The organism is Pseudaquabacterium terrae, from assembly GCF_013266755.1.
Lineage (GTDB): Bacteria > Pseudomonadota > Gammaproteobacteria > Burkholderiales > Burkholderiaceae_C > Pseudaquabacterium > Pseudaquabacterium terrae.
The window spans coordinates 162,188-182,506 of the sequence record NZ_JABRWJ010000005.1 but is presented as its reverse complement, the minus strand read 5'-3'; the positions used below and the strand labels follow the sequence as shown (position 1 = coordinate 182,506).

Here is a 20,319-nt window from a genome sequence, read left to right as displayed (position 1 = left end):
CCGGATACCAATTTCAAGAGGGCACAAACGACAACACGAGACGCGGATCGTGGCTTGCCGATCTTCGTTTCTGCGTAAGTGCTTGTTGTATAAGCGATTTATCTGTTGGCTCAGATGACAACTGATCCCCGGAAAGCCCGCCTTCAGGCTGTTCGTCCTTGAATGGGGTGCAAGGGGTCGCGAGTTCGAATCCCGCCACCCCGACCATTGATTCGGCCACGGGCCGGTTTCCACAAGGAGCCGGCCCGTTTGCTTTTCTGCCTCAAGTCTTTCGAAGCGCGGCCGATAAGCAGCGAATGGGCCTTCAATCGACCAGCTCGATCGCTTTGTCGGGCATGCAGGCGGCAATGCAGCGGCTGGGCAGCGCGTCGCACAACGTGGCCAATCTCGGCACCGACGGTTTCCGCCGCGAGATCGCGTCGGCGCAGACGCAGCCGGGCGGCGGGGTGTTCGTCACGCTGTCCACGGCAGCCGAGGCAGGCAACGCGCTGGCCGATGACGTGGTCGCGCAGCGCGTCGCGCTGTACGAGTTCAAGGCCAACATGCAGACCTTCAAGACCGAGCAGGAGATGCTGGGCAGCTTGCTCGACCTGCGCGCCTGAGCCGCAGGGACCCAAGAAAAAAGGGCCAGCTCACGCTGGCCCTTTGAGTTTCAGCGCGACGCCGTCAGTTCGACGCGGCCGAAGCAGGTGCCGGTGCAGGCGTGGCCGGCATGGCGGCGACCGGCGCCACCGCTGCGCTAGCCGCTGGTGCGCCGTGCGACGCCGGCGGCGCGGTCGACGCGGCGGCCATCGGCAGCAGCGGCACGATCAGCAGCGCCACGATGTTGATGATCTTGATCAGCGGGTTGACGGCCGGGCCGGCGGTGTCCTTGTAGGGGTCGCCGACCGTGTCACCGGTGACCGCGGCCTTGTGGGCGTCACTGCCCTTGCCGCCGTGGTGGCCGTCCTCGATGTACTTCTTCGCGTTGTCCCAGGCGCCGCCGCCGGTGCACATCGAGATCGCGACAAAGAGGCCGGTGACGATGGTGCCCATCAGCAGGCCGCCGAGCGCAGCCGGTCCCAGCAGCATGCCGACCAGGATCGGCACGATCACCGGCAGCAGCGACGGGATGATCATTTCCTTGATCGCCGCCGTCGTCAGCATGTCGACGGCCTTGCCGTACTCGGGCTTGGCCGTGCCTTCCATGATGCCCTTGATGTCACGGAACTGGCGCCGCACTTCCTCGACCACCGCGCCTGCGGCGCGGCCGACGGCTTCCATCGCCATCGCGCCGAACAGGTAGGGAATCAGGCCGCCGATGAAGAGGCCGACGATCACCATGTGGTTCGACAAGTCGAAGCTGACGGCCATGCCACGCGCCTCGAGCGCGTGCGTGTAGTCGGCGAACAGCACCAGCGCGGCGAGGCCGGCCGAGCCGATCGCGTAGCCCTTCGTGACCGCCTTGGTCGTGTTGCCGACGGCATCCAGCGGATCGGTGATGTCGCGCACGCTGTCGGGCAGGTCGGCCATCTCGGCGATGCCGCCGGCGTTGTCGGTGATCGGGCCGTAGGCGTCGAGCGCGACGATGATGCCGGCCATGCTCAGCATCGAGGTCGCGGCGATCGCGATGCCGTAGAGGCCGGCAAGCTGGAATGACGCGACGATCGCGATGCAGACGAAGATCACCGGCCAGGCGGTGGACTTCATCGACACGCCGAGCCCCGCGATGATGTTGGTGCCGTGACCGGTGGTCGACGCCTGCGCGACGTGCTGCACCGGCTTGTAGTCGGTGCCGGTGTAGTACTCGGTGATCCAGACCATCGCTGCCGTCAGCACCAGGCCGACGGCGCAGGCGCCGAACAGGCGCATGTGGGTGCCGGCGCCCAGTGCATCGGCCGGCATCACCGCCGTCGTCACGAAGTAGAAGGCGATCAGCGACAGCACGCCGGCAACGGTCAGGCCCTTGTAGAGCGCCGGCATCACGTTCTTCATGCCGGGCGAGGCCTTGACGAAGCCGCAGCCGATGATCGACGCGATGATCGACACGCCGCCGAGCAGCAGCGGGTAGATGACCGAGGCCATCGGCGCCGCGCTGACCACGAGTGCGCCGAGCGCCATCGTCGCGATCAGCGTCACCGCGTAGGTCTCGAACAGGTCGGCGGCCATGCCGGCGCAGTCACCCACGTTGTCGCCGACGTTGTCGGCGATAACGGCCGGGTTACGCGGGTCGTCTTCGGGAATGCCCGCCTCGACCTTGCCGACCAGGTCGGCGCCGACGTCGGCACCCTTGGTGAAGATGCCGCCGCCCAGACGCGCGAAGATCGAGATCAGCGACGAACCGAAGGCCAGGCCGAGCAGCGGCTTCAGCACGGTCGACAGGTTCTTCTGCGCATCGGCGCCGGCACTGTTGACGACGTACCACAGGAAGATGCCGACGCCGAGCAGGCCGAGGCCGACGACCAGCATGCCGGTGATCGCGCCGCCCTTGAAGGCAACGTTGAGCGCCGGCCCGATGCCCAGCGTGGCCGCCTGTGCGGTGCGCACGTTGGCGCGAACCGAGACGTTCATGCCGATGAAGCCGCAGGCGCCCGACAGCACGGCGCCGAGCACGAAGCCGGCGGCCGTCTTGCCGCCGAGGAAGAAGAAGATCAGCACCGCCAGGACCACGCCGACGATGGCGATGGTCTTGTATTGCCGCGCCAGGTACGCGGCCGCGCCCTGCTGCACGGCGCCGGCGATCTCTTGCATGCGGGCGTTGCCCGGGTCTTGTGCCAGGATCCAGCTTCGCTGCACGAAGCCGTAAAGGACGGCGGCCAAGCCGCAGGCCAGCGCCACGTAGAGCGCCATGTCGGTCGAAATCAAGGTAACTCCTTCCTCGTCGAACTAGCCCTGGGGGATGCGTGTCGTCTTCGCCTGCGCAGCAGCAGTGGCAGGGGCGGCGGTCGCAAAACCATGCTACGAGATGATTGCTGCGCCGCGGCACCGTGTTTTCCTGCGGTAACAGTCGGCGGGCGCGCCTTGCAGGGTCCGCCAGGGCGGCACTCGCCTATGTCAGCCCGGGGCAAGGGCGGTCCTTAGAATCCGGGTTTCCCCTGGAGAGTTTTCACAACATGAGCCTGCACAACGTGACCCCGGGCGCGAAGGCGCCGAACGAGTTCAACGTGATCATCGAGATCCCGATGAACGCCGACCCGATCAAGTACGAGGTCGACGAGGAAACCGGCGCGTTGTTCGTCGATCGCTTCATGGGCACGGCGATGCACTATCCGTGCAACTACGGCTACATCCCGCAGACGCTGGCCGATGATGGCGATCCGGTCGACGTGCTGGTGATCACGCCGGTGCCGCTGATCCCCGGCGTCGTCGTCACCTGCCGGCCGCTGGGCATGCTGAAGATGACCGACGAGGCCGGTGGCGACAACAAGCTGCTGGCGGTGCCGATCGACAAGATCCTGTCGATCTACACGCAGTGGCAGAAGCCCGAAGACCTGAACCCGCTGCGGCTGAAGACGATCCAGCACTTCTTCGAGCACTACAAGGACCTGGAGCCCGGCAAGTGGGTCAAGGTCGAGGGCTGGACCGGCGTGGAAGGCGCGCGTGACGAGGTCACCGGCGGCATGGCGCGTTGGGCCGCGATCCACAGCAAGCCGCCCGGCGGCGCCTGAGCAGGCCCAGCTTCAGTCCACGGCCGGACCCGCCTTGAACGGGGTGTGTTCGGCCAGCTCGTCGACATAGTCGGCGATGCCCCGCGATTCGCGACGCAGGAAGTCGTCGACGGCGCGCGCGAACTCCGGATGTGCGAGCCAGTGCGACGAGCCGGTGCCCACCGGCAGCAGGCCGCGTGCCATCTTGTGCTCGCCCTGCGCACCGCCCTCGAAGCGCCGGTAGCCGTGCTCGATGCACCACTGCAGCGGCTGGTAGTAGCAGGCCTCGAAGTGCAGGCAGGGCACGTGCTCGGTGCAGCCCCAATAACGTCCGAAGGCGTGGCCACGTTCGGGATCGACGGCGATCAGGGACACCGCCACCGGCGTCGTTCCACGCCGCGCGACGAACATCACCCAGTGCTCGGCCATCGTCGTGGCCATGCGATCGAAGAACTCGCGCGTCAGGTAGGGCGTGGAGTGGTGGGCGCGATAGGTCAGCCGGTAGCAGCGCAGGAAGAACGCCCACAGCGCGGCATCGATCGCCTCACCTTCGTGCACGCTGAAGACGATGCCGGCGTCGGCCACCTTGCGCCGCTCCTGCTGGATCTTCTTGCGCTTGTCGCGCTGCATCGTCGCGAGGAATTCCTCGAAGCTGCGCGGACCCGCGCCGTCGGGCGCGGTCCAGTGGAACTGCACGCCGTGCCGCGATAACCAGCCTGCCGCGGCAGCGGCGCGGCCGTCGGCCGCATCGTGGAACAGCAGGTGGACCGACGACGCCTCGAGCTCCTGCGCCAGTGCGCGCAGCACGCTGGCGAGCAGCGCGCGTGATGCCGCGTCGACCGCCAGCAGCCGCGAGCCGGGGACCGGCGTGAAAGGCACGGCGACCAGCAGCTTCGGGTAGTAACGCAAGCCATGGCGCTGGTAGGCCTCGGCCCAGGCCCAGTCGAACACGTATTCGCCGTACGAATGCTGCTTCAGATAGGCCGGCGCTGCGGCGATCAGCTCACCGCCGCGCTGTACGGTGATGAACTGCGGCAGCCAGCCGGTCTCCGGCACCGCGCTGTGCGAGGCGTGCAGCGCCGCGAGGTAGCGGTGCTGCATGAAGGGCGTCGGCTGCGCCTGGCGCGCGAGAAGGGCGTCCCATGCGGCGGCGTCGATGGTGCCGGGGTCGTCGTGGACCCGGATAACATCTTCGGCTTCGATTCGCTGCGCCTTCGCGTCACTCACCGTATGTCATCCTCTTCCACGGTCAAGGTCGCGCTGGCGCAGGTCAATGCGACCGTCGGCGACCTGGCCGGCAATGCCCAACGCATCGTCGACGCGGCAGCCCAAGCCCACGCCGCCGGCGCCTGCCTGCTGATCGCGCCCGAGCTCGCGCTGACCGGCTATCCCCCGGAAGACCTGCTGCTCCGCCCGGCCTTCATGCACGCTTGCGCGCAGGCCCTGGCCGATCTGGCGCAACGGCTCGCGGCCTTCGAGGGCCTGCAGGTGGTGGTCGGGCATCCGCATCAATTCGGTGACAAGGGCGATCTGCGCTCGCGTTCGGTCGCCGTGCCGCAGCGTTTCAACGCGGCCTCGGTGCTTGGCGGGGGCCGCATCCTGGCGACCTATTGCAAGCGCGACCTGCCGAACTACCAAGTGTTCGACGAGCGGCGCTACTTTGCCTCAGGTCGCGATGCCGGACTGGGGCCGGTGGTCTTCGAGGCTGGCGGCCGCCGCTTCGGGCTGCTGGTGTGCGAGGACGCGTGGTTCGATGAACCGGCGCGGCTGGCGCAGTCGGCCGGCGCCGAGGTGCTGTGCGTCGTCAATGCCTCGCCGTTCCATCTCGGCAAGAGCGAGGAACGCGAAGCGCGCATGCTCGAACGGGTGCGCGAGACGGGGCTGCCGCTGCTGTTCTCGCACCTCGCGGGCGGCCAGGACGAAGTGGTGTTCGACGGAGGCTCGTTCGCGATCGATGGCCAGGCGCGTGTCGCCGCGCGGGCGCCGAGCTTCGAGTCCGCGGTCCTTCAGCTCGAGCTGCACGCCGACGGCCGCATCGACGGCATCTTGCACCCGGTGCCCGAGCTCGAGGCGCAGGCCTGGGCCGCGCTCGTCACCGGAGTGCGCGACTACATCGGCAAGAACGGCTTTCCGGGCGCGATCATCGGCTTGTCGGGCGGCATCGATTCGGCGCTGGTGCTGGCGGTCGCCGTCGATGCGCTCGGCGCGGAGCGTGTGCGCACGGTGATGATGCCCTCGCCGTACACCGCGGACATCTCCTGGCTCGATGCGCGCGAGATGGCGCAGCGCCTGGGCGTGCGCTACGACGAGATCTCGATCACGCCAATGTTCGAGGCGTTCCGCGCCAGCTTGGCCGGTGAGTTCGCCGGGCTGCCCGAGGACACGGCGGAGGAGAACATCCAGGCCCGCGTGCGTGGCACGCTGCTGATGGCGCTGTCGAACAAGTTCGGCGCCATCGTCCTGACCACCGGCAACAAGAGCGAGATGGCCACCGGCTACTGCACGCTCTACGGCGACATGGCCGGCGGCTTCGCGGTCATCAAGGACGTCGCGAAGACCCTGGTCTACCGCCTCGCCGAATGGAAGAACCGCCAGCCGACGCGGCGCGCCGACGGCAGCATCGGCCCGGTGATCCCCGAGCGCATCATCACGCGGCCACCGTCGGCCGAATTGCGGCCGGATCAGAAGGACCAGGACAGCCTGCCGCCGTACGAAGTGCTCGACGAGATCCTCGCCCGCTACATGGAAGAAGACCAGGGCATCGCGGACATCGTCGCCGCCGGATTCGATCCCGCCGACGTCGAGCGCGTGACGCGCCTGATCAAGATCAACGAGTACAAGCGACGCCAGGCGCCGGTGGGCATTCGCATCACGCACCGGGCCTTCGGGCGCGACTGGCGCTACCCCATCACCTCGAAGTTCCGTGCTTAAATCGCCGGCAATCGACCGTCGCCCGGAGGCTTTCAATGAAACAGATCACCGCCATCATCAAGCCCTTCAAGCTCGAGGAGGTGCGTGAGGCGCTGGCGGATGTGGGCGTGTCGGGTTTGACGGTGACCGAGGTCAAGGGCTTCGGCCGCCAGAAGGGCCACACCGAGCTCTACCGGGGCGCCGAATACGTGGTCGACTTCCTGCCGAAGGTGAAGATCGAAGTGGTCGTCAAGGAGGCCGACGTCGACCGCTGCATCGAGGCGGTGGTCAAGGCGGCGAAGACCGGCAAGATCGGCGACGGCAAGATCTTCGTCACGCCGGTCGAGCAGGTGGTGCGCATCCGCACCGGCGAGACCGACGAATCGGCGGTCTGAAGGCGAGCCCTCAGATGCGGTCGAGCGGGCGCTCGGCCACTCCAGGGCTGCGCAGCGCATAGAGCGCATCGAGCAGCGGCTCGATGTCGTCACCCACGGCGAGCATCGCCATCTGGGCTTCGCTCATGAACCCGGCATCGACGCCCTGGCGCAGGAACGCGACCAGCGTGCCGTAATAGCCCTCGACATCGAGCAGGCCGATCGGCCGCTGGTGGTAGCCGAGGTGGCGCCAGGTCCAGACCTCGAACAGCTCCTCGAATGTGCCGATGCCGCCGGGCAAGGCGATGAAGGCATCGGCTCGCTCGGCCATCATCTGCTTGCGCTCGTGCATGCTGTGCACGACGTGCAGCTCGCTGAGACCGGCATGGCCGACCTCCAGGCGCATCAGGCTGTCGGGGATCACGCCGATCACGCTCGCGCCGGCAGCCAGCGCCGCATCCGCGACCTCGCCCATCAGCCCGGCGCGGCCACCGCCATAGACCAGCCGCCAACCGCGGCGGCCGATCGCCGTGCCGAGGCGGCGCGCCTGTTCGGCGTAGGCGGGCCGGTCGCCCGCGCGCGAGCCGCAGTAGACGCAGAGTGAAAAGGGGTGGTCTGAGACGCTGGTGGTGCTCATGCAAAGAACCGGTGGTAGATCGCGGCCGCCCAGATGCCCGTGCAGAGCAGGATCGAAAGAAACACCGCCGCGCTGCCGACATCCTTGGCCCGCTTGGACAAGTCGTGCTGCTCGTACGATACCCGGTCGACCACCGCTTCGACGGCGGTGTTCATCAGCTCGACGATGAGCACCAGAGCGACCGCGCCGGTCAGCAGGGCGATCTCGACCCAGCCACGGCCGACCCACAGCGCGAGCGGCAGCAGGACCACCGCCGCCGCCGTTTCCTGGCGGAAGGCACTTTCATTGCGGATGGCGGCGTGCAGGCCTTGCAGCGAATAGCCCAGGGCATGCAGCACGCGGTCGAGGCCGCTGCGGCCCTGTCCCGGAATGCTCATCCAGCGGATTGTGCAGGGCGGGCGTGACGCCACGTCACGAGGCGCGTACCGCAGAGCGCGTCGTGCCAGAACTGCCGGTCCGGGCGCAGCCAGGCCAGTGCCGCATAGCCGATGACACCGATCGCCATGACGCCGAAGACCGCGCCCGGCTGCCTCAGTCCGGACTGATAGACCAGCACCAGCGAAGGCAGGAACCAGAGCCAGCTGGCGACGTAGCGCAGCAGCGCCCGCGGCTGGCTCACCGGTCGCCCGGCGGCGTCGACGAGCCGGATGTGCCAGGCCTTCATCGCCACCGTTTGCCCGCCGTGCGACCAGAACCACGTGAAGTAGATGGCAAGGATCACGAACAGGAAGGCCTGCAGCCCGGTCTTGCCCTCGAGCGCATGCCGCTGTTGCGTCAGGCTGCCATACAGATAGGCGGCGATCATCACCACGCCGAACAACAGCACGCCTTCGTAGACAAAGCAAGCGAGGCGGCGGGCGATGCCCGGCGCTGACGCCGAACCGGCGCCGAGCGTGGCGCCGTTCTCGGCGGTCGGGTTCATGGCTGGCTGGCGGGAGTCGAGGCGGCCGTGCTGACGCGCGCGGCTGCGCCCGGCGCCGGTCGTTGCGGCAACATGGTCGTGCGGTTGACCTGTCCGGGTTGCGCCTCGATCTTCGCCTGGCCCGGTCGCTGTTGCGGCGGTGTCGTCGGCGTCTTGGTGATCAAGGTCGTCGTGGCACCGGGTTGGACCTGCACGATCGTCGGTGCCACCGGCTTGACCGCCGTACCGGCACGTGGTGGACTGGTGACGTTCTGCTTCGGCACGGCTGCCATCGGCGTGCTTGCGCCCGGCTTCGACGGCTGGGCCTGTGGCTTGGCGCGCTCGGCGAGCGCCTGCCGGTCTTCCGGAGTGAGCGCCTGGTAAGCCTCCCATCGCGCCTGGCGCTCCTGGGGGCTCAGCTGCTTGGCTTCCTGGAACGACAGGCGCGCGCGGCCACGCTCGTCGGGCGTCATGCGTGCCCACTCGGTCATCCGCTCCTGCATCCGGCGTTGCTCGTCGGCCGGCATGGACGGAAAGCGCGTGGCAATTTCCAGCCACTTCGCCTTTCGCTGTGCGTCGATCGTGGACCAGTCGCGTTCAAGGGGAGCCAGCGACTTGCGTTGCGCGGGCGTCAGGCTGGACCAGGCCGTGCCGGCCGTGTCGTCTCGCGGTTTCGCCGCAGGTGCGGTGGGCTGGGCGCGCGCCGTGGCCTGAGCCGCTGCCGGCGGATGCACCCACGACAGTGCACCGGCTGCGAGCAGCGCGGCTGCAAGAAAGGCGAGACGACCCGCTGACAACGCCGCCATTTCAGGGCGTCGCCGAACGCAAGTACTCCGCAAACCCTGGGTCGCCATAAGCCGTTGGGGGCAATTCGTCACTGAGCAGCGCGGCATCGATCTCGGCGGCGACGGCGATCTGCTCATAGTCATGGTACTGCTGGATCAGCACCAGGCCGACGATCAGCACGATCAACGGCATCAGCGATGCCAGGCGCAGCCACACCGGCGTGGCGCCGAACACTGCGGCGCCACCGGCGCGGCCGACGACCACGGCGGCTGGTGCAGCAGCCACGGCGTGCCGGACTTGTCGCGCATGCTCGACGGCTCGGTCGCGGGCGACGCGCAGCCGCTCGGTGATGTCGTGCGGCAGATGCTGGGCCGATTCGCTCAGGCGGCCGGCCAGACGCAGCGCGACCCGAGCCTCGAGGGCCTCTCGCTGGCTGGTGAGATTGGTGGTGGACGGCAGCGTGTTCTTCATGGTGCGATTCCCTTGGCTCGGAGCGCCTTGGCCAGGGCGTGCACCGCCCTCGAGCAATGGGTTTTCACACTGCCCTCCGAGCAGCCCATCACCGTCGCTGTTTCGGCAACATCGAGCTCTTCCCAGTAACGAAGTAAGAACGCCTCCCGTTGACGTCTTGGCAACTGACTGACCTCGGTATCGATCAATTGCAGGATCTGTGCCCGCCCGACGGTGTCGGCGGCGCTTTCCGCGCCGAGCAGGCCTTCGGCCGACTCGAGGCTTTCGAGCAGGTCGAAGTCGCCGCCGTCGTCCCCTTCGGGCTCGAAGTCCGACAGGTTCTGCATCACCGCGTTGCGCACGCGCTGGCGCCGGAACCAGTCCATCGTCGCGTTCGACAGGATGCGCGTGAACAGCAGCGGCAGCTCGGCCGGCGGCCGGTCGGCGTACTTGTCCGCCAGCCGGATCATCGCGTCCTGGACGATGTCGAGCGCCGCATCGTCGTCGCGCACGGCGTAGGCCGTCCGCTTGAAGGCGCGCTTTTCGACGGTCCGCAGGAAGTCAGTGAGTTCTTTGTCGCTGGCCAATGGGTGCCCGGCACCGCGGGTGCCGGTGGCGGTCGCAAAAACGCGGCGGATTATGTCATCCCGGATTCAGGCGATCGGAAGGCCGACGGCTGGGTGCGGAACTGATGCAATAATGCTGCTTCGCACAAAGCGATACTGGTCTGAAGCTGGCTTGCCGACCCAAGGAAGCCCCAAGTTTTTGATCGCGCAGGTTCTGAATCCGCCTCACGAGGGCGCGAGGAGGGGCACCGATGGTTTTTCGTTAGAGATCAACCCAAAGGTTCGAAATGGACATGTCTGCCGCGGAACTCAAACGCGCCGCCACGGCGCAGCCGCAATCCAACTCCCCCTCTCCGGAGCTCAATGGCTCCGAAATCCTCGTCCGCTGCCTGCAGGCCGAGAACGTCAAGTTCATGTGGGGCTACCCCGGCGGGGCCGTGCTCTACATCTACGACGCCCTCTACAAGCAGGACACCATCGAGCACGTGCTGGTACGCCATGAACAGGCGGCCATCCATGCGGCCGACGGTTACGCGCGCGCCACCGGCGAGGTCGGCGTTGCGCTGGTGACCTCGGGTCCGGGCGTCACGAATGCCGTCACCGGCATCGCGACCGCCTACATGGACTCGATCCCGATGGTGATCATCACCGGCCAGGTGCCGACGCCGGCGATCGGCCTCGACGCCTTCCAGGAGTGCGACACCGTCGGCATCACACGGCCGATCGTCAAGCACAACTTCCTCGTCAAGGACGTGCGCGACCTGGCCACGACGATGAAGAAGGCCTTCCACATCGCCCGCACCGGCCGTCCCGGGCCGGTGGTCGTCGACGTGCCGAAGGATGTGTCGCTGAAGGTCTGCCCGTTCAGCTACCCGGAGCGCATCGAGATGCGCTCGTACAACCCGGTCAAGAAGGGCCACGGCGGACAGATCCGCAAGGCGATGCAGCTGCTGCTGGCGGCCAAGCGCCCGTACATCTACACCGGCGGCGGCGTGATCCTCGGCAACGCCGCGCCCGAGCTGCGCGAGCTCGCCGACCTGCTCGGCTTCCCGTGCACCAACACGCTGATGGGCCTGGGCGCGACGGCAGCGTCGGACCCGAAGTTCCTCGGCATGCTCGGCATGCACGGCACCTACGAAGCCAACATGACGATGCAGCACTGCGACGTGCTGCTGGCCGTGGGCGCGCGCTTCGACGACCGGGTGATCGGCAACCCGAAGCACTTCGCTTCGGTGGAGCGCAAGATCATCCACGTCGACATCGACCCGTCGTCGATCTCGAAGCGGGTGAAGGTCGACATCCCGATCGTCGGCGACACCAAGGACGTGCTGCAGGAAATGATCGCGCACCTGCGCGAGACGCAGGCCAAGCCCGACGTCACCGCGCTGTCGGCCTGGTGGGGCCAGATCAACGAATGGCGCAAGCGCGAATGCCTGGCCTACAAGCGCAGCGACGACGTGATCAAGCCGCAGTACGTCGTCGAGACGCTGTGCGAATTGACGCGCGGCAAGGACGTCTACGTGACGTCCGACGTCGGCCAGCACCAGATGTGGGCGGCGCAGTACTTCCGCTTCGAGGAGCCGCGGCGCTGGATCAATTCCGGCGGTCTCGGCACCATGGGCGTCGGCCTGCCGTACGCGATGGGCATCAAGCTCGCGAAGCCGGACTCGGAAGTCTTCTGCATCACCGGCGAAGGCTCGATCCAGATGTGCATCCAGGAGCTGTCGACCTGCGCGCAGTACAAGACGCCGGTCAAGGTGATCTCGCTGAACAACCGCTACCTCGGCATGGTGCGGCAGTGGCAGCAGCTCGACTACGGCGGCCGCTACTCGCACAGCTACATGGATGCGCTGCCCGACTTCGTGAAGCTCGCCGAGGCCTACGGCCACGTCGGCATCAAGATCGAGAAGCCGTCCGAGGTGCTGCCGGCGCTGAAGGAAATGATCCGCTTGAAGGATCGGACCGTCTTCCTCGACGTGCGCACCGACCCGACCGAGAACGTCTGGCCGATGGTGCAGGCGGGCAAGGGCATCAGCGAGATGCTGCTGGGGTCCGAAGACCTGTGAACGCGCGAAGGCTGCGCGGGCTCGCCGTCGTTACCGCGGCGGCGGGCGCCGGCAGCCGGAGCACGTTGACGCTTCGAACCATTTTTTGAAACGCTTCTGAGGGCGTGGCCAAGGGCCGGCGGTTACCGCCGACGGTCTGAAGAGCGCGCCAGGACGAACGACCATGAAACACATCATTGCCGTGCTGCTCGAGAACGAGCCCGGCGCCCTGTCCCGCGTGGTGGCCCTGTTCTCCGCCCGCGGCTACAACATCGAGAGCCTGACGGTCGCCCCGACCGAGGACGCGTCGCTGTCGCGCATGACGATCGTGACGACCGGCTCCGACGACGTGATCGAGCAGATCACCAAGCACCTGAACCGGCTGATCGAGGTCGTCAAGGTCGTGGACCTGACCGAGGGCCACTACACCGAGCGCGAGCTGATGCTCATCAAGGTGCGTGCCGTCGGCAAGGAACGCGAGGAGATGAAGCGCATGGCGGACATCTTCCGCGGCCGCATCATCGACGTGACCGAAAAGAGCTACACCATCGAATTGACCGGGGACGCCGGCAAGCTCGACGCCTTCATCCAGGGCGTCGACCGCACCGCGATCCTCGAAACCGTGCGCACCGGCACCAGCGGGATCGGTCGCGGCGAGCGGATCCTCCGCGTCTGAACATCCCGCAAGCATCATCTTTAGGAGCATTCATGAAGGTCTATTACGACAAGGACGCGGATCTGAGCCTGATCAAGGGCAAGAACGTCACGATCATCGGCTACGGCTCGCAAGGCCATGCGCATGCGCAGAACCTGAACGACTCGGGCGTGCGCGTCACGGTCGGCCTGCGCAAGGGCGGCGCGTCCTGGACCAAGGCCGAGAAGGCGGGGCTGAAGGTCGCCGAGATCGCGACAGCGGTGACCGAAGCCGACGTCGTGATGATCCTGCTGCCGGATGAGCAGATCGCTGCCGTCTACAACGCCGACGTCGCGCCGAACCTGAAGCCGGGCGCCTCGCTCGCCTTCGCGCACGGCTTCAACGTGCATTACGGCCAGGTCGTGCCGCGCGAGGACGTCGACGTCTGGATGGTCGCCCCGAAGGCGCCGGGCCACACGGTGCGCAACACCTACACGCAAGGCGGCGGCGTGCCGCACCTGATCGCCGTGCATGCCGACAAGACCGGCAAGGCGCGTGACCTGGCGCTGTCGTACGCCGCGGCCAACGGCGGCGGCAAGGCCGGCATCATCGAGACCAACTTCCGCGAAGAGACCGAGACCGACCTGTTCGGCGAGCAGGCCGTGCTGTGCGGCGGCACCGTCGAGCTGATCAAGGCAGGCTTCGAGACGCTGGTCGAAGCGGGCTACGCGCCCGAGATGGCGTACTTCGAGTGCCTGCACGAGCTGAAGCTGATCGTCGACCTGATCTACGAAGGCGGCATCGCGAACATGAACTACTCGATCTCCAACAACGCGGAGTACGGCGAGTACGTGACCGGGCCGAAGATCGTCACCGAGGACACCAAGAACGCGATGCGCCAGGCGCTGAAGGACATCCAGACCGGCGAATACGCGAAGAGCTTCATCCTCGAGAACCGCGCCGGCGCGCCGACGCTGCTGTCGCGCCGCCGCTTGACCGCCGATCACCAGATCGAGGTCGTCGGCGAGAAGCTGCGCGCGATGATGCCGTGGATCAAGGCCAACAAGCTGGTCGACAAGAGCCGCAATTGAGGCCGCTGCGATGCCGCTGAAGGCCGCCGCAGGGCGGCCTTTTTCGTCTTCGACACTGCGCTATCCTCGCCGCCCATGAATGAAGCCCCCGACAGTGCCCACGATGCGGATGGACCGGAGCCGCCGGTGCGCCCGCGCCGCAAGGGCATCTACATCCTGCCGAACCTGTTCACGCTGGCAGCGCTGTTCGGCGGCTTCTATGCGATCGTGATGGCGATGAACGGCCGCTTCGAGCAGGCGGCGATCGGCGTCTTCTGCGCGATGGTGCTCGACAGCCTCGACGGCCGGGTCGCGCGGCTGACGCACACGCAGAGCGCTTTCGGCGCCGAGATGGACAGCCTGTCCGACATGGTCAGCTTCGGCGCCGCGCCGGCGCTGATCGTCTATGAATGGGCGTTGAAGGGCCTTGGCAAGCCGGGCTGGATCGCCGCCTTCGTGTATTGCGCCTGCGCGGCGCTGCGGCTGGCGCGCTTCAATACCAACATCGGCGTCGTCGACAAGCGCTACTTCCAGGGCCTGCCGAGCCCCGCCGCCGCGGCGCTGGTCACCGGCTTCATCTGGATCATGGACGACCTCGGCTTCAAGGAAGGCGTGCGCGACATCGGCTGGCTGGTCTGGCTGACCTTCGGCATCACCGTCTACGCCGGGCTGACGATGGTGACCAACGCGCCGTTCTACAGCTTCAAGGACCTGAGCCTGAAGCGCTCGGTGCCGTTCATCGTCATCGTCGCGATCGTGCTGTTCATCGCGCTGATCAACCTGCACGTGCCGCTGATGCTGTTTCTGCTGTTCGTCGCCTATGGCGTGTCGGGCTATGTGCTGTATGCATACCGGCGCATGAAGGGCAAGCCGGTCAGCGTGATCGCGACCTCGACCGACGAGCCCGACGAACACGGCTTGCATCACTGAGCCCCGCGTCGTGTACTATCGCGGCCTATGACGTTCACGACGACCCTCCTGCTACTAGGCGTGCTCCCGGCGCGCTGACTCGTCCACGTCTTCACTTTCGGATCGAACGGCCCGCCAGCGCAACGCAGCGGGCCGTTTGCATTTGCATGAACGCTGCGTGGCACCCCACCCACGGAGAAACCCATGCCGATGCTTCACAACCCCGCTTCCAAGTACCGTGCCTTCGCGCCGGTGCGCCTGACCGACCGCACCTGGCCCGACGCGGTGCTCGGCAAACCGCCGGTCTGGTGCAGCGTCGACCTGCGTGACGGCAACCAGGCGCTGATCGAGCCGATGGATCCGGCGCGCAAGCTGCGGATGTTCGAGCAGCTGGTGCGCATCGGCTTCAAGGAGATCGAGATCGGCTTTCCGTCGGCGTCGCAGGCGGACTTCGATTTCGCCCGCCTGTTGATCGAGCAGAACCTGATCCCGGCCGACGTCACCGTGCAGGTGCTGACGCAGGCGCGTGATCACCTGATCGAACGCACCTTCGAGGCGCTGCAGGGCGTGCCGCGCGCCATCGTGCACCTGTACAACGCGACGGCGCCGGTGATGCGCCAGGTGGTGCTGGGTCTCGACGAGGACGGCATCGTCGAGCTCGCGACGACGCATGCGCGTTTGGTCAGCGACCTGGCCGCGCGCCAGCCGGCAACGCAATGGACCTTTCAGTACTCGCCCGAGATGTTCTCCGGCACCGAGCTGGCGTTCAGCAAGCGCGTGGTCGATGCGGTCACCGCGGTCTGGCAGCCGACGCCCGAGCACAAGTGCATCGTCAACCTGCCGTCGACGGTCGAGCATTCGACGCCGAACATCTTCGCCGACATGGTCGAGTGGATGCACCGGCACCTGGATCGGCGCGACAGCATCGTGCTGTCGGTGCACCCGCACAACGACCGCGGCACCGGCACGGCGGCGGGCGAATTCGCGTTGATGGCCGGCGCCGACCGCATCGAAGGCTGCCTGTTCGGCAACGGCGAGCGCACCGGCAATGTCGATGTCGTCAACATCGCGCTGAACCTCTACACCCAGGGCGTGCATCCGCAGCTCGACTTCTCGGACATCGACGAGATCCGCCGCTGCGTCGAGCACTGCAACCAGCTGCCGGTGCATCCGCGCCATCCCTACGTCGGCGACCTGGTCTACACCTCGTTCTCCGGTTCGCACCAGGACGCGATCAAGAAGGCCTTCGCCGCGCGCCGCGAGACCGACCTCTGGGACATGCCCTACCTGCCGATCGATCCGAAGGACCTCGGCCGCAGCTACGACGCGGTGATCCGCGTCAACAGCCAGTCAGGCAAGGGGGGCATCTCGTACCTGCTGGAGACCGAGTACGGCCTCGAGCTGCCGCGGCGGCTGCAGATCGAGTTCTCGTCGTCGGTGCAGGCGGTGATGGACGCGCAGGGGCAGGAGCTGAGCGCCGGCGACCTGTGGGGCATCTTCGAGCGCGAGTACCGGCTCGGCGCCGGCGGCGTCACCGTCGACCACCTGGCGATCAACGAGCGCGACGACGGCCGCATCGGCCTGCAGGCAACGCTGCGCCAAGGCCACCGCGCGTTGCGTGTCGCGGGGGAGGGCGCCGGGCCGGTCGACGCCTTCGTCGACGGGCTGCAGCGCGCCACCGGCCATCAGATCAGCGTGCTCGACTACCACGAGCACGCCATCGGCGCCGGCGCGCAAGCCCGCGCGGCCGCCTACCTCGAGCTGCGCATCGGCGACACTCGCACGCTGTTCGGCGTCGGCATCGATGCCAACATCGTCACCGCGTCGATCAAGGCGGTCCTGTCCGGCCTGCAGCGCTGCGGCGTCGCGTGGTTCGCGACGACGGCCACGGCCTGACTTGAAGCCCATCGAGCGCGCGCACAACAAGGAGAGCACCACCATGGCCGATCGCCTGATCATCTTCGACACCACCTTGCGCGATGGCGAGCAGTCGCCCGGCGCCTCGATGACCAAGGAAGAGAAGCTGCGCATCGCGCGCCAGCTCGAGCGGCTGCGGGTCGACATCATCGAGGCCGGCTTCGCGGCCTCGTCGAACGGCGACTTCGAGGCGGTGAAGTCGATCGCCGACCACATCAAGGAGTCGACCATCTGCTCCTTGGCACGCGCCAACGACCGCGACATCTCGCGCGCGGCTGAAGCGTTGAAGGGTGCGCCGCGCTCGCGCATCCACACCTTCATCGCGACCAGCGCGCTGCACATGGAGAAGAAGCTGCGCATGTCGCCCGAGCAGGTGTTCGAGCAGGCGAAGCTGGCCGTGCGCTTTGCGCGCAATCTGTGCGGCGACATCGAGTTCTCGCCCGAGGACGGCTACCGATCGGATCCGGACTTCCTGTGCCGCGTGCTGGAGGCGGTGATCGAGGAGGGCGCGACGACGCTGAACATCCCGGACACCGTCGGCTACGCGATCCCCGAGCTCTACGGCGAGTTCATCCGCAACCTGCGCGAGCGCATCCCGAACTCGGACAAGGCGGTCTGGTCGGTGCATTGCCACAACGACCTGGGCATGGCGGTTGCCAACTCGCTGGCCGGCGTGAAGCTCGGCGGGGCGCGGCAGGTCGAGTGCACGATCAATGGCCTGGGCGAGCGCGCCGGCAACTGCTCGCTCGAGGAAGTGGTGATGGCGGTGAAGACGCGCCGCGACTACTTCGGCCTCGAGCTCGGCATCGACACCTCGCAGATCGTGGCCGCTTCGCGCATGGTCAGCCAGACCACCGGTTTCGTCGTGCAGCCGAACAAGGCCGTCGTCGGCGCCAACGCCTTCGCGCATGCCTCGGGCATCCACCAGGACGGTGTGCTGAAGGCGCGCGACACCTACGAGATCATGCGTGCCGAGGACGTCGGCTGGACGGCCAACAAGATCGTGCTCGGCAAGCTGTCGGGCCGCAACGCGTTCAAGCAGCGGCTGCAGGACCTGGGCATCGAGCTGGAGTCCGAAGGCGAGATCAACGCCGCCTTCGCCCGCTTCAAGGACCTGGCCGACCGCAAGAGCGAGATCTTCGACGAGGACATCCTGGCGCTTGTCGGCGACGAGAGCGTCACCGCCGAGCGTGAGCATTACCGGCTGCTGTCGCTGGCCCAGCACAGCGAAACCGGCGAGCGGCCGCAGGCGGCGGTGGTGTTCGCGGCCGGCGAAGTCGAGCACCGCGCTGAAAGCGACGGCAACGGGCCGGTCGACGCGAGCCTGAAGGCGATCGAGTCCAAGGTGCAAAGTGGGGCCGAATTGCTGCTCTATTCGGTCAATGCGATCACCAGCGGCAGCACAGAATCGCAGGGCGAGGTGACCGTTCGGCTGCAGCATGGCGGGCGCGTCGTCAACGGCGTCGGGGCTGATCCCGATATCGTGGTGGCGTCGGCCAAGGCCTACTTGGCGGCATTGAACAAGCTGCATTCCAAGTTGGAGCGCGTCGCAGCACAAGGTTGAGATCCGGCTCAGGCCGAGCTTCAAAAACCCCACGCAAGCTTTTGATATTGCGTAGGTTTTTCGGTGGCTCTACACTGGCGGCCGTTTCCACCCAGCTGTCCGCGTGGTGTCGCAATGAAAAAATCGCTATCTGCGCTGACGTTGGGTTTGAGCCTGGTGTGGGCTGCGGCATCGCCGGCCATGGCGGCTGATGCCGTCCGCAAGCCCTTGGCGCGCAAGCCCGCCACGTCGGTCAAATTCGTCGTTCGCAAGCCGGTGGTCAAGACACCGGTCATGCGCCGCCTGGCCTCCGAGCCGGTGCGCCTGTCGACGGGCCATCTGCTCGGCCTGCACGACGACGAAGACGCGCTCGACCTGAAGTCCAGCGTCGCGCTGGTGGTGGATCAGGAAACCAACGAGGTCCTCTTCAGCAAGAACCCGCAGGCGGTGCTGCCGATCGCCTCGATCACCAAGCTGATGACCAGCCTGGTCGTCAGCGAAGCCCAGCAGTCGCTCGACGAGGTGCTGACGATCACGCAGGACGACATCGACACCGAAAAGGGCAGCCGCTCGCGCCTGGCCGTCGGCACGCAGCTGACGCGCGGCGAGATGATGCACCTGGCGCTGATGTCGTCCGAGAACCGGGCCGCCAATGCGCTCGGGCGCCACTATCCCGGCGGCCTCGAAGCCTTCGTCGGCGCGATGAACCGCAAGGCCGCGGCGCTCGGCATGGGCGACACGCACTACGTCGAGCCGACCGGACTGTCGAGCAAGAACCAGTCGAGCGCGCGTGATCTGGCGCTGCTGGTCCGGGAAGCCCACCAGGTGCCGCTGCTGCGCGAGCTGTCGACATCGCAGGAGACCAGGGTCGCCGTCGGCAAGCGCCTGATGCAGTTCCGCAATACCAATGGCCTGGTGCGCAACCCGTCCTGGGAAATCGGCCTGCAGAAGACCGGATACATCTCGGAAGCCGGGCGTTGCCTGGTGATGCAGGCGCAGCTCGCCGGTCGCAAGCTGATCATGGTGCTGCTGGATTCGGCCGGCTCGTATTCGCGCATCGGCGACGCCGAGCGCATCCGCAAGTGGCTGAGCCACGCTGGCGTCGAAGCCCCCGCCGCGGCCGGCGCGCGCATCGGCTCCTGAAGCGCCCCGCCGCGGGCGGCTTAAGCGCGATGACCGAGCGCGGCGGAGATCTGCGCCGCGGTCGACTTGACGCGGTCCGTCCACGACTCCTCGAGCCGGTCCGCCGGCGCTGAAATCGACAGCCCGGCGACCAGCTTGCCCTGGTCGTCGAAGATGCCGGCCGCCATGCAGCGCACGCCGAGCTCGAGCTCCTCGTCGTCGCGCGCGATGCGCGTCTGCCGCACCTGCGCCAGCTCGCGTTCGAGGCGCGGCAGCTCGGTGATGCTGTTGCGGGTGTGGCCCGACAGGCCGGTGCGCGTCGCGTAGGCCCGCACGCGCTGGGCGTCGTCATGGGCGAGGAACAGCTTGCCGACCGAGGTCAGGTGCAGCGGCGCGCGGCCACCGACGGCACGCACGACCTGCATGCCCGAGCGCTCGCTGTAGGTGCGCTCGATGTAGACGATCTCGTCGCCCTGGCGCACCGACAGGTTCACCGGCTGGTGCGTCAGCTTGTGCAGCTCGCGCATCGGTGCCAGCGCCGCGTCGCGCACGTCGAGGCGCGCCTTGACCAGGTTGCCGAGCTCGAGCAGGCGCATGCCGAGGCGGTAACTGCCGGCCTCCGGCCGATCGACGAAACGGCCGAGCGCCAGGTCGTTGAGGATGCGGTGGGCCGTCGACGGATGCAGTCCCGTGCGTTCGCTGAGCTCCTTCAGCGACACCGGATCCTGATGGGCCGCCAGCGCGTCGAGCAGCGAGAACATGCGCTCCATCACCTGGATCGCCGGCTGCTGTGCTTCTTTCCTGGTCGACATGGCTACTTCCTGTGCTT

20 protein-coding genes are annotated in these 20,319 nt (G+C 67.2%); 11 read left to right on the top strand and 9 right to left on the bottom strand.

Going from position 1 to position 20,319, the window contains the following annotated elements; genetic code table 11:
* Nucleotides 1-296: 296 nt before the first annotated feature.
* Entirely contained in the window at nt 297-602 is a 306-nt protein-coding gene (locus HLB44_RS16820; protein ID WP_173124579.1) for a flagellar basal body rod protein, read from the top strand.
* 64 nt (nt 603-666) lie between these two features.
* On the opposite strand, the gene HLB44_RS16815 is transcribed toward HLB44_RS16820, so the two are convergent.
* On the bottom strand, nt 667-2,829 hold the full coding sequence (locus tag HLB44_RS16815; protein WP_173125542.1) for a sodium-translocating pyrophosphatase: 2,163 nt from the start codon (nt 2,827-2,829) through the stop codon (nt 667-669).
* Between the two features lie 263 nt (nt 2,830-3,092).
* Between HLB44_RS16815 and ppa the strand changes: the two genes are divergently transcribed.
* A complete protein-coding gene (ppa, locus tag HLB44_RS16810) occupies nt 3,093-3,647 on the top strand; it encodes an inorganic diphosphatase (protein ID WP_173124577.1) in 555 nt (184 codons plus the stop codon).
* Nucleotides 3,648-3,659: 12 nt separating this feature from the next.
* On the opposite strand, the gene HLB44_RS16805 is transcribed toward ppa, so the two are convergent.
* A complete protein-coding gene (locus HLB44_RS16805; protein WP_425500822.1) occupies nt 3,660-4,853 on the bottom strand; it encodes a GNAT family N-acetyltransferase in 1,194 nt (397 codons plus the stop codon).
* Nucleotides 4,854-4,856: 3 nt separating this feature from the next.
* On the opposite strand from HLB44_RS16805, the gene HLB44_RS16800 reads away from it, so the two are divergent.
* The gene (locus HLB44_RS16800; RefSeq protein ID WP_173124575.1) at nt 4,857-6,557 is read left to right on the top strand and encodes an NAD+ synthase; all 1,701 of its coding nucleotides are present in this window, start codon (nt 4,857-4,859) and stop codon (nt 6,555-6,557) included.
* A 35-nt stretch (nt 6,558-6,592) separates the two neighbouring features.
* Nucleotides 6,593-6,931 carry a P-II family nitrogen regulator gene (locus HLB44_RS16795; RefSeq protein ID WP_173124573.1) on the top strand — a complete coding sequence of 113 codons (339 nt, stop codon included), beginning with the start codon at nt 6,593-6,595 and terminating at the stop codon, nt 6,929-6,931.
* Between the two features lie 10 nt (nt 6,932-6,941).
* On the opposite strand, the gene HLB44_RS16790 is transcribed toward HLB44_RS16795, so the two are convergent.
* Genes HLB44_RS16790 through HLB44_RS16765 form a run of 6 tightly spaced genes read right to left on the bottom strand, consistent with a single transcriptional unit; the run spans nt 6,942 to nt 10,271 of the window.
* A complete protein-coding gene (locus HLB44_RS16790; RefSeq protein WP_173124571.1) occupies nt 6,942-7,547 on the bottom strand; it encodes an LOG family protein in 606 nt (201 codons plus the stop codon).
* Nucleotides 7,544-7,924 (bottom strand): diacylglycerol kinase, encoded by a 381-nt coding sequence (locus HLB44_RS16785; RefSeq protein WP_173124570.1) that lies wholly within the window; start codon nt 7,922-7,924, stop codon nt 7,544-7,546. The genes HLB44_RS16790 and HLB44_RS16785 overlap by 4 nt, the downstream gene beginning before the upstream one ends.
* Nucleotides 7,921-8,469 carry an RDD family protein gene (locus HLB44_RS16780; protein ID WP_173124568.1) on the bottom strand — a complete coding sequence of 183 codons (549 nt, stop codon included), beginning with the start codon at nt 8,467-8,469 and terminating at the stop codon, nt 7,921-7,923. Before HLB44_RS16780 ends, HLB44_RS16785 begins: the two co-directional genes overlap by 4 nt.
* Nucleotides 8,466-9,254, bottom strand: coding sequence for a DUF3106 domain-containing protein (locus HLB44_RS16775; protein ID WP_173124566.1), 789 nt, complete (start codon nt 9,252-9,254; stop codon nt 8,466-8,468). The genes HLB44_RS16780 and HLB44_RS16775 overlap by 4 nt, the downstream gene beginning before the upstream one ends.
* 1 nt (nt 9,255) lies before the next feature.
* On the bottom strand, nt 9,256-9,705 hold the full coding sequence (locus HLB44_RS16770) for a DUF3619 family protein (protein WP_173124564.1): 450 nt from the start codon (nt 9,703-9,705) through the stop codon (nt 9,256-9,258).
* The gene (locus tag HLB44_RS16765) at nt 9,702-10,271 is read right to left on the bottom strand and encodes an RNA polymerase sigma factor (protein WP_173124562.1); all 570 of its coding nucleotides are present in this window, start codon (nt 10,269-10,271) and stop codon (nt 9,702-9,704) included. Before HLB44_RS16765 ends, HLB44_RS16770 begins: the two co-directional genes overlap by 4 nt.
* Nucleotides 10,272-10,537: 266 nt before the next feature.
* Here HLB44_RS16765 and HLB44_RS16760 point away from each other — a divergent pair, with 266 nt between their 5' ends.
* The 7 genes from HLB44_RS16760 to pbpG all read left to right on the top strand — a co-directional run bounded on the left by HLB44_RS16760 (nt 10,538) and on the right by pbpG (nt 19,511).
* Complete coding sequence (locus tag HLB44_RS16760; RefSeq protein WP_173124559.1) at nt 10,538-12,316, top strand: acetolactate synthase 3 catalytic subunit; 1,779 nt, start codon at nt 10,538-10,540, stop codon at nt 12,314-12,316.
* Between the two features lie 163 nt (nt 12,317-12,479).
* Nucleotides 12,480-12,971 (top strand): acetolactate synthase small subunit, encoded by a 492-nt coding sequence (gene ilvN, locus HLB44_RS16755; protein ID WP_173124557.1) that lies wholly within the window; start codon nt 12,480-12,482, stop codon nt 12,969-12,971.
* A 32-nt stretch (nt 12,972-13,003) separates the two neighbouring features.
* On the top strand, nt 13,004-14,020 hold the full coding sequence (gene ilvC / locus HLB44_RS16750) for a ketol-acid reductoisomerase (RefSeq protein ID WP_173124555.1): 1,017 nt from the start codon (nt 13,004-13,006) through the stop codon (nt 14,018-14,020).
* Between the two features lie 75 nt (nt 14,021-14,095).
* On the top strand, nt 14,096-14,929 hold the full coding sequence (gene pssA, locus HLB44_RS16745; RefSeq protein WP_173124553.1) for a CDP-diacylglycerol--serine O-phosphatidyltransferase: 834 nt from the start codon (nt 14,096-14,098) through the stop codon (nt 14,927-14,929).
* Between the two features lie 189 nt (nt 14,930-15,118).
* On the top strand, nt 15,119-16,804 hold the full coding sequence (gene leuA, locus HLB44_RS16740) for a 2-isopropylmalate synthase (RefSeq protein WP_173125538.1): 1,686 nt from the start codon (nt 15,119-15,121) through the stop codon (nt 16,802-16,804).
* 43 nt (nt 16,805-16,847) lie between these two features.
* Nucleotides 16,848-18,389, top strand: a complete 1,542-nt coding sequence (locus HLB44_RS16735) for a 2-isopropylmalate synthase (protein WP_173124551.1) — start codon at nt 16,848-16,850, stop codon at nt 18,387-18,389.
* A gap of 114 nt (nt 18,390-18,503) precedes the next feature.
* Nucleotides 18,504-19,511 (top strand): D-alanyl-D-alanine endopeptidase, encoded by a 1,008-nt coding sequence (gene pbpG, locus HLB44_RS16730; RefSeq protein ID WP_173124549.1) that lies wholly within the window; start codon nt 18,504-18,506, stop codon nt 19,509-19,511.
* Between the two features lie 20 nt (nt 19,512-19,531).
* Here pbpG and HLB44_RS16725 read toward each other — a convergent pair whose 3' ends face one another.
* Nucleotides 19,532-20,302, bottom strand: a complete 771-nt coding sequence (locus HLB44_RS16725; protein ID WP_173124547.1) for an IclR family transcriptional regulator — start codon at nt 20,300-20,302, stop codon at nt 19,532-19,534.
* Nucleotides 20,303-20,319: the final 17 nt, after the last annotated feature.